The organism is Streptomyces sp. T028, assembly GCF_048159505.1.
In the GTDB taxonomy this organism is placed as follows: domain Bacteria; phylum Actinomycetota; class Actinomycetes; order Streptomycetales; family Streptomycetaceae; genus Streptomyces.
Genome location: NZ_JBLRVZ010000031.1, coordinates 27,429 through 39,240, shown reverse-complemented (window position 1 = coordinate 39,240; position 11,812 = coordinate 27,429). Strand labels below are relative to the sequence as shown.

10 protein-coding genes and 1 pseudogene are annotated in these 11,812 nt (G+C 70.0%); 6 read left to right on the top strand and 5 right to left on the bottom strand.

What is annotated here, in order from left to right; genetic code table 11:
* Window positions 1-17: 17 nt before the first annotated feature.
* From kdpC to ACLZN2_RS28950, 6 genes and pseudogenes are all read left to right on the top strand, one after another.
* Window positions 18-629, top strand: a complete 612-nt coding sequence (gene kdpC, locus ACLZN2_RS28975) for a potassium-transporting ATPase subunit KdpC (RefSeq protein ID WP_416982219.1) — start codon at window positions 18-20, stop codon at window positions 627-629.
* Between the two features lie 132 nt (window positions 630-761).
* A complete protein-coding gene (locus ACLZN2_RS28970) occupies window positions 762-1,445 on the top strand; it encodes a response regulator (protein ID WP_416982218.1) in 684 nt (227 codons plus the stop codon).
* Between the two features lie 67 nt (window positions 1,446-1,512).
* Window positions 1,513-4,101, top strand: a complete 2,589-nt coding sequence (locus ACLZN2_RS28965) for a DUF4118 domain-containing protein (RefSeq protein ID WP_416982216.1) — start codon at window positions 1,513-1,515, stop codon at window positions 4,099-4,101.
* A pseudogene (locus tag ACLZN2_RS28960) lies at window positions 4,098-4,536 on the top strand (response regulator transcription factor); the annotation flags it as partial. The gene ACLZN2_RS28965 and the pseudogene ACLZN2_RS28960, both read left to right, overlap by 4 nt.
* A gap of 327 nt (window positions 4,537-4,863) precedes the next feature.
* Window positions 4,864-6,108: a cation:proton antiporter gene (locus tag ACLZN2_RS28955; RefSeq protein ID WP_416982423.1), complete on the top strand. Its 1,245-nt coding sequence runs from the start codon at window positions 4,864-4,866 to the stop codon at window positions 6,106-6,108.
* Window positions 6,105-7,409 carry an ArsB/NhaD family transporter gene (locus ACLZN2_RS28950; protein WP_416982215.1) on the top strand — a complete coding sequence of 435 codons (1,305 nt, stop codon included), beginning with the start codon at window positions 6,105-6,107 and terminating at the stop codon, window positions 7,407-7,409. Before ACLZN2_RS28955 ends, ACLZN2_RS28950 begins: the two co-directional genes overlap by 4 nt.
* A gap of 102 nt (window positions 7,410-7,511) precedes the next feature.
* Here the strand turns inward: ACLZN2_RS28950 and ACLZN2_RS28945 are convergent, their stop codons facing one another.
* From ACLZN2_RS28945 to ACLZN2_RS28925, 5 genes are all read right to left on the bottom strand, one after another.
* Entirely contained in the window at window positions 7,512-7,997 is a 486-nt protein-coding gene (locus tag ACLZN2_RS28945) for a CBS domain-containing protein (RefSeq protein WP_416982214.1), read from the bottom strand.
* A 130-nt stretch (window positions 7,998-8,127) separates the two neighbouring features.
* A complete protein-coding gene (locus ACLZN2_RS28940; RefSeq protein WP_416982213.1) occupies window positions 8,128-8,808 on the bottom strand; it encodes an alpha/beta fold hydrolase in 681 nt (226 codons plus the stop codon).
* Window positions 8,809-8,833: 25 nt separating this feature from the next.
* Window positions 8,834-9,760 (bottom strand): ABC transporter permease, encoded by a 927-nt coding sequence (locus tag ACLZN2_RS28935; protein WP_416982212.1) that lies wholly within the window; start codon window positions 9,758-9,760, stop codon window positions 8,834-8,836.
* Window positions 9,747-10,544, bottom strand: a complete 798-nt coding sequence (locus ACLZN2_RS28930) for an ABC transporter ATP-binding protein (protein WP_416982211.1) — start codon at window positions 10,542-10,544, stop codon at window positions 9,747-9,749. Before ACLZN2_RS28930 ends, ACLZN2_RS28935 begins: the two co-directional genes overlap by 14 nt.
* A gap of 56 nt (window positions 10,545-10,600) precedes the next feature.
* On the bottom strand, window positions 10,601-11,707 hold the full coding sequence (locus tag ACLZN2_RS28925) for an ABC transporter substrate-binding protein (RefSeq protein WP_416982210.1): 1,107 nt from the start codon (window positions 11,705-11,707) through the stop codon (window positions 10,601-10,603).
* Window positions 11,708-11,812 lie beyond the last annotated feature (105 nt).

Here is an 11,812-nt window from a genome sequence, read left to right as displayed (position 1 = left end):
AAAGCGTGGTGAAGGACATGAACACCTCTCTCGCGAACTCCGCGCGCATGGTCTGGGCCGCGCTGCGCATGCTGCTGGTCCTCACCGTCGTGACCGGCATCGTCTACCCCCTCGCCGTCACCGGTATCGGCCAGGCCCTGTTCCACGACAAGGCCAACGGCTCGATGGTCAAGGTGGACGGCCAGGAGGTGGGCTCGAAGCTGATCGGCCAGAGCTGGAACATCAAGGGCACCGACAAGCCGGACCCCAAGTGGTTCCAACCCCGCCCGTCCAACAGCGGCTACGACCCGCTGACCACCGGATCCAGTCAGCTGGGAGCAGGCGACCCGACGCTCGTGAAGAACGTCAAGGCGGCCAAGAAGCAGGTCGCCGAGTTCAACGGCGTACCCGAGTCCGACGTGCCCAAGGACGCGGTCACCGGCTCGGCTTCCGCGATCGACCCGGACATCTCGCCCGAGTACGCGGACATCCAGGTCAAGCGGGTCGCCGACGCGAACGGCCTGACCGAGGCGCGGGTCCAGAAGCTGGTCGACGACCACACCGACGGGCGTTCGCTCGGCTTCATGGGCGAGCCGCACGTCAACGTTCTGGAGCTGAACATCGCGCTCAAGGAACTCGCCGAGAAGTAATGGCTTCGAGAAGTAATGGGCTTATGGACACCGACGGCCGGGGGCCGGCGGACCGGGAACGCCGGGCCCGTCGGCTCCCGCCGCCGTACCGACAGCAGTGAGCCCACCCCACGACAGGAAGGCCGCACGCCGATGACCCGGGTGCTGGTGGTGGAGGACGATCCACAGCTCGTACGGGCCCTTGTGATCAATATGCAGGCCCGGCAGTACGGAGTGGACGCGGCGCCCGACGGCGCCACCGCACTCCGGCTGGCCGCCGCCCGCCAGCCGGACGTGGTGATACTGGACCTCGGCCTGCCCGACATGGACGGCGTCGACGTCATCAAGGCCCTGCGCGGCTGGACCCGCGTGCCCATCCTGGTGCTGTCCGCGCGCCGAGCGTCGGACGAGAAGGTCGCGGCACTGGACGCGGGTGCGGACGACTACATCACCAAGCCGTTCAGCATGGACGAGCTGCTGGCCCGGCTGCGCGCCGCGGTCCGCCGGACCGAGGACGTGCCACTGGCTGCCGAGACGACACTGGTCGAGACCGACGCGTTCACCATCGACCTTCTGGGGAAGAAGGCGACCCGGGGCGGCCGGGACATCCGGCTCACCCCCACCGAATGGCATCTGCTGGAGATCCTGGTCACCAACCCCGGCCGGCTCATCACGCAGAAACACCTGCTCCAGGAGGTCTGGGGCGCGTCCCAGAGCAGCAAGACCAACTACCTGCGGGTTTACATGGCGCAGCTCCGCCGCAAACTTGAAGCGGACCCGGCCCACCCCCGCTATCTGATCACCGAACCGGGTATGGGCTACCGCTTCGAAGCATGACGAAGCGACAGCGACGACAGCGACGACTGAGACGACAGCGACGACAGCGACGACAGAGACGACGGACATGGCACGCGGCAAGCTTCGGATCTACCTCGGCGCTGCACCGGGCGTCGGCAAGACGTACGCGATGCTCTCCGAGGCGCACCGGCGGATCGAGCGGGGCACCGACTGCGTGGTCGCGTTCGTGGAGCACCACCACCGGCCTCGTACCGAGGTGATGCTTCACGGACTGGAGCAGATACCGCGCCGCGAGATCGACTACCGCGACACCGTTTTCACCGAGATGGACGTCGACGCCGTCCTCGCACGCCGCCCCCGGGTGGCGCTGGTGGACGAACTCGCACACACCAACATCCCCGGCTCCCGCAACACCAAGCGCTGGCAGGACGTGGAGGAGCTGCTGGCGGCCGGCATCGACGTGGTCTCGACGGTCAACATCCAGCACCTGGAGTCGCTGGGCGACGTCGTGGAGTCCATCACCGGCATCCGTCAGCAGGAGACCGTGCCCGACGAGGTGGTGCGGCGGGCCGACCAGATAGAGCTGGTGGACATGTCGCCGCAGGCGCTGCGGCGGCGGATGGCTCACGGCAACGTCTACAAGCCGGAGAAGGTGGACGCGGCCCTGTCCAACTACTTCCGGCCCGGCAATCTGACCGCGCTGCGGGAGCTGGCGCTGCTGTGGGTGGCCGACCGGGTCGATGAGTATCTGCAGCAGTACCGCAGCGATCACCAGGTGTCGACGATATGGGGCTCGCGGGAGCGGATCGTGGTCGGGCTGACCGGCGGTCCGGAGGGCCGGACACTGATCCGCCGCGCCGCGCGCCTGGCGGAGAAGGGCGCCGGCGGTGAGGTGCTGGCCGTCTACATCGCCCGCAGCGACGGGCTGAGCTCGGCCTCGCCCAAGGAACTGGCCGTCCAACGCACGCTGGTGGAGGACCTGGGCGGCACCTTCCACCACGTGGTCGGCGACGACGTCCCGGTGGCGCTGCTGGACTTCGCGCGCGGTGTGAACGCCACCCAGATCGTGCTGGGCGTCTCCCGTCGTAAGAGCTGGCAGTACGTGTTCGGCCCCGGCGTCGGCGCCACGGTCGCCCGGGACTCCGGTCCCGACCTCGACGTCCACCTGATCACCCATGACGAGGCGGGCAAGGGGCGCGGGTTGCCGGTCGCCCGCGGCGCGCGGCTCGGCCGGTCACGGATCATCTGGGGCTGGCTGACCGGTGTGGCGGGCCCCGTGCTCCTCACCCTGCTGCTCAGCGGGGTCGTGCCCGACATGGGCCTGGCCAACGACATGCTGCTGTTCCTGACCCTGACGGTCGCGGCGGCGCTGCTGGGCGGCTTGCTGCCCGCCCTGGCCTCAGCTGTGGTGGGGTCGCTGCTGATCAACTGGTTCTTCACCGAGCCGTACCACACCCTGACGATCGCCGACCCGAAGAACATCGTCGCCATCGCGGTCTTCGTGGGCGTGGCCGTGTCGGTGGCGTCGGTGGTGGACCTTGCGGCCCGCCGTACCGAACAGGCGTCCCGGCTGCGCGCCGAGTCGGAGATCCTCTCCTTCCTCGCGGGCAGTGTGCTGCGCGGCGAGACGAGCCTCGAGGCGCTGCTGGAACGGGTCCGCGAGACCTTCGGCATGGACTCGGTGGCCCTGCTGGAGCGGGAGGACGACACGGCGCCCTGGAACTGCGCGGGCCGCGTCGGCGCGAGCCCCGTCATGGAGCGTCCCGAGGACGCCGATGTGGACGTGCCGGTGGGCGATCACATGGCGCTGGCGCTGTCCGGCCGGGTGCTGCCGGCCTCGGACCGGCGCATACTGGCCGCGTTCGCGGCGCAGGCCGCCGTCGTCCTGGACCGCCAGCGGCTCAAGTCCGAGGCCGAGCGGGCCAGGGAGCTGGCCGAGGGCAACCGCATCCGCACCGCCCTGCTGGCCGCTGTCAGCCACGACCTGCGCACCCCGCTCGCCGGCATCAAGGCGTCAGTGTCCAGCTTGCGTTCGGACGACGTGGAGTGGTCCGAGGAGGACCAGGCGGAACTCCTGGCCGCGATCGAGGAGGGTGCCGACCGCCTCGACCACCTCGTCGGCAACCTCCTCGACATGTCCCGCCTGCAGACCGGCACCGTCGCGCCGCTCATCCGCGAGATCGACCTCGACGAGGTCGTGCCACTGGCCCTGGGCGGCGTCCCGGACCCGGAGTCGACCGTCGTCCTGGACATCCCCGAGACCCTGCCCATGGTGGCCACCGACAAGGGGCTGCTGGAGCGGCTGGTCGCCAACGTCGTGGAGAACGCCGTCAAGTACAGCCCCGACGGCGAGCCGGTCGTGGTGGCGGCCAGCGCCATCGCCGACCGGGTGGAACTCCGCGTGGTGGACCGCGGCCCCGGCGTCCCCGACGAGGCAAAGGACCGCATCTTCGCGCCCTTCCAGCGTTACGGCGACGCCCCGCGCGGCAACGGCGTCGGCCTCGGCCTCGCGGTCGCCCGCGGCTTCGCCGAGGCCATGGGCGGCACCCTCACCGCCGAGGACACCCCCGGCGGGGGCCTGACGATGGTCCTCACCCTGCGCGCCGGAGGATCGGGCACCGAGCTTCCGCAGCCCGTGTCAGCAGGGACCACGCGGCCGGAAGACCCCGCGCGAACCGAGAGGCAGGTTTCATGACCCGGGTGCTCGTTGTCGACGACGAGCCACAGATCGTGCGCGCCCTTGTGATCAACCTCAAGGAGCGCACGTACGAGGTCGACGCGGCGTTCGACGGGGCCACCGCGCTCCGGCTCGCCGCCGCCCGCCACCCCGACGTGGTGATCCTCGACCTCCGACTAGAAGGTCGAGGCGCTCGACGCGGGCGCCGACGACTACGTCACCGAGCCTTTCGGCATGGACGAACTGCTGGCCCGACTGTGGGCAGCCGTCCGCCGGGCGGAGCCCACCGGGGGCGGCGACGACGTCCTGGTGGAGACCGACGGATTCACCGTCGACCTGGCCGCCAAGAAGGTCGACCGGGGCGGCGAGGACGTACGGCTGACACCGACCGAGTGGCACCCGCTGGAGGTGCTCGTCCGCAACACCGGCCGCCTGGTCGGCCAGAAGCAACTGCGCCCTCGTGCGAAGTCCGGTGCGGCACCCGGCGACGCTGGTCCCTGCACACACGGCTCACCGCGAGGACGGCGTCGAGACCCATCTCCGTGAAGGACGCGCCCCGCTAGGGCACGCTCTTGCGGGGCACCTCTCTCCACCATGGTCGCTCGGCTTCCTTGCTCGAACCGCGGTTATTGCCGGAACCCGGCAGTCTGGCGGCCTCGGCGGTGCGCGTAAGGGTTCTGTCAAAGACGCATCAAGAGCAGGTAGGGTTCCCAGCGGTGTGCCGGGAAGCCTGGTCGGCGAACAGAGGTGTGATCTCTTTTCCGATCGGGGGCGTTGCCGGTGGTACTCGTTGCTGTCTTCGGGGTGGCATTGCTGGTCGCGGTGCTCCTGTCGGGGCTCGCCGCCCGCACCGTGCTGTCCACCTCCCTGCTCTTCCTCGCGGGCGGCGCGCTGGTCAGCGACGGCTTCCTCGGGCTGATCCACATCACGCCGGACAGCGAGATCGTGTCGGTCACGGCGGACCTGGCGCTGTTCGCGGTGCTGTTCACCGACGGCCAGCACGTCTCCTTCGCCAAGCTGCGCGCCAACTGGCGCAACCCGGCCCGCGCGCTGGGGTTGGGCATGCCGCTGGCGTTCGCGTTCATGGCGCTTCTCACGCACTACCTGGTCGGTCTGGACTGGACGACGTCGTTCCTGGTGGGGGCGGTGCTGGCGCCGACCGACCCGGTGTTCGCCTCGGCGATCGTGGGCCGCAAGGAGGTCCCGGCCAAGCTGCGTGAGCTGCTCAACGTCGAGAGCGGCATCAACGACGGGCTCGCCCTGCCGGTGGTGGTGCTGTTGATCGCGGCCGCCGGTCCGGCCGCCGGCCACGCGGGCGAGACGTCGTTCGGGACGATCGCACTGGAGCTGGGCCTGGGACTGGCCTTCGGTGTGTTGCTGCCGCTGTTCGTCAACGGGCTCGTACGGTTCCGGCTGCTGGGCGCCGAGCCGAAGCTGCAGCCGCTGCTGCCGCTGGCGACCGGGATCATCCTGTACGGCCTGTGCCACCTCACCCACGCCAACCCCTACCTGGCCGCGTTCTCCGCCGGCGCGGTTCTTGCCGCCATCTCGCCGGAGGCGAAGGAGGCGTTCGAGCCGCTGGGCGAGGCGCTGGCCGAGTTGGCGAAGTTCGCCGCGCTGCTGGTGTTCGGGGCCCTGCTCACCCCGCGGTTGTTCGCCGACCTGCCGTGGCAGGGGTATGTGGCGGTGGTGCTGGCGATCGTGCTGATCCGCCCGGCGTCGCTGCTGATCTCGTTGCTCGGTACGCGGTTCGAGCGGCGCGAGAAGCTGACCGCGGCGTGGTTCGGCCCGAAGGGGTTCGCCTCCGTGGTCTATGGGCTGCTGGTGCTGCAGTCCGGCATCCCGCAAGCGGAGCAGGCGTACACGCTGATCGCGGTGTGTATCGCGTTCTCGATCGTGGCGCACTCCAGCACCGACGTACCCATCGCCCGCATGTTCGACGTCGAGGACCTGGTCGGCATCCCCGACGACGAGCAGGACCGACAGGATCTTCAGGCCGGATCGGAGAGAAAGACCGCCGTATGAGTGATTGGCACAGCTGGGCGGCCGTGGCCGTGTTCGTCGGCGCGTACGTACTGATCATCAGTGAGCGCGTCCACCGCACGGCCGCGGCTCTCGGCGGGGCCGGGGCCATGCTCGCCATCAGCGCCACCGACGACAAGGCGGCGTTCTACTCCGAGCACACCGGCGTCGACTGGAACGTCGTCTTCCTGCTGCTCGGGATGATGGCGATCGTCGGCGTGCTGCGGCAGACCGGCCTGTTCGAGTACCTGGCGATCTGGTCGGTCAAGCGGGCCCGGGGCAGACCGTTCCGGGTGATGGCGATGCTGATACTGATCACTGCGGTGGCGTCCGCGCTGCTCGACAACGTCACCACGGTGCTGCTGATCGCCCCGGTGACCCTGCTGGTGTGCGAACGGCTCGGCCTGGCCTCGGCGCCGTTCCTGATCGCCGAGGTGTTCGCGTCGAACATCGGTGGCACGGCGACCCTGGTCGGCGATCCGCCGAACATCATCATCGCCAGCCGGGCCGGGCTGACCTTCAACGACTTCCTGGTCCACCTCGCCCCGATCGCGGCCGTAATGACGGCGGTGCTGCTGGTGCTGTGCCGGGTGATGTTCCGCAAGGCGTTCGTCTACGACGAGGAACGCGCCACGCAGGTCATGACGCTCACCGAGCGCGAGGCCATCCGCGACCCGCGGCTGCTGTGGCAGGGCCTGGCGGTGCTGGCCCTGGTCGTCGCCGGCTTCGTCCTCCACCCGGTGCTGCACTACGAACCCAGCGTGGTCGCCCTCCTCGGCGCCGGCCTGCTCATCGGCGTCTCCAAGGCCGAGACCCGTCAGGTGCTGGGCGAGGTGGAGTGGCCCACCCTCGCCTTCTTCGCCGGCCTGTTCGTCATGGTCGGCGCGCTCATCGAGACCGGCGTCATCGGCGACCTCTCCCGCGCCTTGGCGGATGCCACCGGCGGCAATGAACTCGGTGCCACGCTCACCCTGTTGGGCGGCTCGGCGGTGCTGTCCGGCATCGTGGACAACATCCCGTACGTGGCCACCATGGCGCCCATCACCGCCGACCTGGTCAAGGACCTGGGCGGCCCGGCCGACGGCCACCATGTCCTGTGGTGGGCCCTGGCCCTCGGCGCCGACCTCGGCGGCAACGCCACCGCGATCGGCGCCAGCGCCAACGTCGTCGTCCTCGGCATCGCCGAACGCAACCGACAGCCCATCTCCTTCTGGCAGTTCACCAAGTACGGGCTCGTCGTCACTCTCGCCACCGTGGCCATCAGCGCGCTGTACTTGTGGCTGCGGTACTTCGTGCTCGCCTGAGCCGTCGTCGGCCGGCCAGGAGGGGGCGCCGTCAGCCTGGCCGACCACGTCGGTGCGGCACTGGGCACGGCGGGTCCGGTGCCGGACCGCTGACCCGGCGGGTCAGGAGCCCGGCGTGCTGCTCGACATGCCGGTCTTCCCCAGGAGTTCATGCAGCAGGTGCGAGGCGGTGATGACCCCGAGCAGATGCGTGCCGGCCTTGTCCTTCTTGGCGACCGCCACCAACGGGCTGCGCACCCGCGCCATCAGCGCGGCGACCTCCAGTGCCGTGTCGTCCGGGTCCGCGATCGGCGGCGCGACCGCGGTCTTGGAGAGGCAGTCGCCGACGCGGCGGCCGGCCAGCGCCTGGCAAAGCCGGTCGGCGTGCTGCTCGTCGACCACCGCGGCGAGCGTGGGGTCCTCGATCACGTAGGCCGGGACCAGCACCTTGATCATCTGGGAGGCCGGCAGGATCGCCTTGGGCTCGCCCCGCTCGTCCAGCACGAGCAGCCCGGGCAGCTTGTGCTCGGCCATCAGCCGGGCCGCGCCCAGGGCGTCGCTGTCGACGCTCACCGACTCGTATTCCACCGCCAGGTCACGTGCGCGCACGATCGGCTCCTCGTCTTCCCTGTACGTCCCTGGGCCCAGCGTCGTACGACTCCCGCCCCGCGCGCCAGGTCATCGGACGGAAACATACGCAACCTATGCGGCATCCCCCGGGAGCGCGCCGACGGTCCGCTCAACCAGCGTGACGACGTCGTCGGGCGCCTCGTCCAGCAGCAAATGCCCCGAGCCGTCCAGGACGTGCAGCCCGGTGCCCAGCTGCCGCTGCGCAGCCGGCCCTACGCGCCGGGGCGGCAGGAAGACGCGCGACCAGGGCCATCCACTCCGCGAGCTCCTCCGGCACCCGCCCGCCGGGCGCCACCATGTGACCCAGCACCCGGGGGGCCCGCGGCACCGTCGGACGAGCAAGCCACGGCACGGTGGCAGCCACCACGGCCGGAGGGACCAGGAGCCGCACCGGACCGGCGCTGGCCAGCAGGACGGCGATCCGCGGAGAGCCGGAGGCCGGCACGATGGCCCCGCCCAGCGAGTGCCCCACGACCAGAGCCGGGCCCGGCGCGGCCTGCTCCAGCACCTCGGTCAGCCACCGCCCGTACCAGACCGACCGTCCTCGGCGCGGCCGGGCCTCCGCGCTCAGGCCGGGCTGCCCGGGCACATCGAGCACCCCCGTGGGCCGGCGTGCAGTCGGCGCCGCTGCGATGTGCCGATGGACGGCGCCGTTGGTGTTCGTCCCCGGTACCAGCACCACGGCCCGCGCCGAAGCCACCGGCTCCGGGCCGGCAGCGATCACGCCGCCTTTTGCGGAGCCGGTGCCATGCGCCGGATGTGTCGTCGTGCGGCGGGATCGGGCGCGCATCCCGTGCCGATGGAGATCCGTTCGTTCAGCGGGTGACCAGCAGGCCCCGGCCGCGCAGCACCCGCCGCTCCAGCGGGCTGAAGATCAGCAGATCGATCGCGATACCGACGAGCAGGATCAGGAAGATGGCCAGGAACACCTGCGAGATGCTGGCGTTGTTGCGCCCGTTCTCCAGCAACTGGCCGAGGCCGACGCCCAGATCGGGCGAGGAGGCGATGATCTCGGCGGCCATCAGTGATCGCCAGGAGAATGCCCAGCCCTGCTTCAGTCCGGCGAGATAGCCGGGGAGCGCGCCCGGCATCACGATGTGCCAGGCGCCGCGCAGGCCGGTCGCGCCCAGTGTCCGTCCGGCGCGCAGGAACAGCGGGGGAATCTGGTCGATGCCCGCAACGAGGCCGTTGGCGATGGAGGGGACCGCGCCGAGCAGGATCACGGCGTACATCATCGAGTTGTTCAGGCCCAGCCAGAGCACGGCGGGCGGCACCCAGGCCACGGATGGCAGCGACTGCAGACCGGACAGGATGGGGCCGACGGCCGCCCTGACGAATTTCACCCGGGCGACCAGCAGGCCGAGCGGCGTACCGATGGCGAGTGCCATCACGAAGCCGAGCAGGCCGCGCGAGACGGATGTCCAGATGTAGTCGAGCAGCGTGCCCTGCCGCCAGGCGTCGGTCACCTCGGCCCACACCGCGGAGGGTGAGGGCAGCTTGTAGTCGGGGGCGACGTCGCCCCACACCAGCAGCTGCCAGACCACCAGCACCAGCGCGACGGCGGTGATGGGCGGCAGGACCTTGCGGATCAGGGTCTCGCGCAGCGGTGTACGGCCGGCCCGCACCGAGTCCAGTGCGTCGAGCCCGGCCTCCAGCCCCGCCAGATCTTGCGTGTCCTGGGGCTCCCCGGCTGCGGACGAGCCGGCCTTCTTGGCGTCGGCGCCGGTGTCAGTGCTGGCCATGGCGGCGGATCTCCCTACGCAGTTCTTCGGTGATCTCGACGGACAGTTCGGCGACCGCGCTGTCCTCGATGCGGCGCGGCTGCGGGATGCCGACGGTCCACTCCCGGGCGATCCGCCCCGGCCGCGAGGACAACAGCACCACGCGCTGCGCCAGCTTCACCGCCTCCCGCACGTTGTGTGTCACGAACAGCACCGACACTCCCGTCTCACCCCAGATACGGGTCAGCTCGTCGTGCAGTACGTCACGGGTGATCGCGTCCAGTGCGGCGAACGGCTCGTCCATCAGCAGCAGCCGGCTGTCCTGGGCCAGCGCCCGGGCCAGCGCGACGCGCTGGCGCATACCGCCCGACAGTTCGTGCACCCGCTTGCCGTGCGCGCCCCGCAGCCGTACGAGTTCCAGCAGCCGTTCCGCCTCCTGCCGGCGCTCGGGCTTGGCGACCCCGCGCAGCTTCAGCGCGAGTTCGATGTTCTTGCCCGCGGTCAGCCATGGGAACAGGGCGTGTTCCTGGAACATCAGGGCGGGCCGGCCGTCCGTGGCGATCGAGCCTGCGGTCGGCAGGTCCAGTCCCGCGACCAGGTTGAGCAGGGTGGACTTGCCGCAGCCGGAGGCTCCCAGGAGGGTGACGAACTCACCCGGTGCGACATCGAGGGTGATGTCGTCCAGCACGAGCTGCTGTCCGCCGGGCGCGCCCGGCGCGGGGAAGGACTTCGAGACGTGCTCGATACGGGCGGCGTGCGTCACTGCCGTGGCGGCCTCGGCAGCGTTGGCGACCGTGGTGGCCATGGTCGTCACCTCCTGGGAACTCATCGGATCCGGTTGTCGGCTACTCGGCTACTCGGCTACTCGGCGCCGAGACCGGCGTCGTCGACCTCGTCCTCGCCCTCGGCCTTGAGGACCTTGTTGAGCGGTGCGAGGTCGTAGATGCCCTTCAGATCGGGCTTCTCCAGGAGGCCGGCCTTGACGGCGTGCTCCGCTTCGGTGTTGAGGGTGGAGGCCAGCGGGTCGTCGAGGAAGGTGATGGACTTCCAGGCCGGGTCGATGACCTCGGCGGGCAGCGCCTTGCCCGACAGCTCCTTCAGCGCCGCGTTGGCGGAGGTCTTCGCCTTCTCCGGGTTGGCGTTGATCCATTCATTGGTCTTCACCGAGCCACGGAGCACGGCCTCGACGACGTCCGGGTGCTCCTTGAGGAACTTCTGCGACACGATGATGTTCGTGATCACGAACTTCTTGTCGGGCCACAGGTCGGCCTCGTCGAGGAGGACCTCCGCGCCCTCGGCGACCAGCTTGGACGCGGTCGGCTCCGGCACCCAGGCGCCGTCGATGGAACCGGACTTGTAGGCGTCCGGGGTGATCTTGTTGTCGGTGCGGACCACCGAGACGTCGCCCTTGCCGCTCTCCGCGTCGACCTTCCAGCCCTTCTCGGCGATCCAGTTGAGGAACGCGACGTCCTGGGTGTTGCCGAGCTGCGGCGTGGCGATCTTCTTGCCCTTGAGGTCGTCCAGGGTCTTGATCTTGTCCGGGTTGACGACGAGCTTCACGCCGCCGGAGGCGGACCCGCTGATGATGCGCAGGTTCTTGCCGTTCGACTTGGTGTAGCCGTTGATGGCGGGGGAGGGGCCGATCCAGCCGATGTCGATGGAGCCGGCGTTCAGCGCCTCGATCTCGGAGGGGCCGGCGTTGAAGGTGGACGCCTTGATCGTGGTGCCGCCGAGCTCCTTCTGGAGCAGGCCCTCCTGGACGCCCACCAGAGCGGTGGCGTGCGTGAGGTTGGGGAAGTAACCGATCTTCACTTCGTCGACGGAGAGCTTCTTGGCGCCCGCCGCGACCTCGGTCTGCTTGCCGTCGTCGGTGGACTCGGAACCGTAGCCGCACGCGGTGAGCAGGAGGGGAAGCGCGGCTATGACGGCGAGGGTGCGCAGGGTGGTGAGCGGTCTTGCGGCAGACACGGAGGTGTCCTCTCAGGGGATGGGCGATCAGGGAGGTGCGGAAATGCGAGGCGTACTGCGTCTTGGCACGCACCAACACCCCACTCCTCGGCCTTGGGCGGCAGG

What these genes read in the sequence shown, in the direction of transcription:
- kdpC (WP_416982219.1), top strand. Translation starts at nt 18, where the DNA reads ATGAACACCTCTCTCGCGAACTCCGCGCGCATGGTCTGGGCCGCGCTG.
- ACLZN2_RS28935 (WP_416982212.1), bottom strand. Translation starts at nt 9,760, where the DNA reads ATGGCCAGCACTGACACCGGCGCCGACGCCAAGAAGGCCGGCTCGTCC.
- ACLZN2_RS28950 (WP_416982215.1), top strand. Translation starts at nt 6,105, where the DNA reads ATGAGTGATTGGCACAGCTGGGCGGCCGTGGCCGTGTTCGTCGGCGCG.
- ACLZN2_RS28930 (WP_416982211.1), bottom strand. Translation starts at nt 10,544, where the DNA reads ATGGCCACCACGGTCGCCAACGCTGCCGAGGCCGCCACGGCAGTGACG.
- ACLZN2_RS28940 (WP_416982213.1), bottom strand. Translation starts at nt 8,808, where the DNA reads ATGCGCGCCCGATCCCGCCGCACGACGACACATCCGGCGCATGGCACC.
- ACLZN2_RS28965 (WP_416982216.1), top strand. Translation starts at nt 1,513, where the DNA reads ATGGCACGCGGCAAGCTTCGGATCTACCTCGGCGCTGCACCGGGCGTC.
- ACLZN2_RS28970 (WP_416982218.1), top strand. Translation starts at nt 762, where the DNA reads ATGACCCGGGTGCTGGTGGTGGAGGACGATCCACAGCTCGTACGGGCC.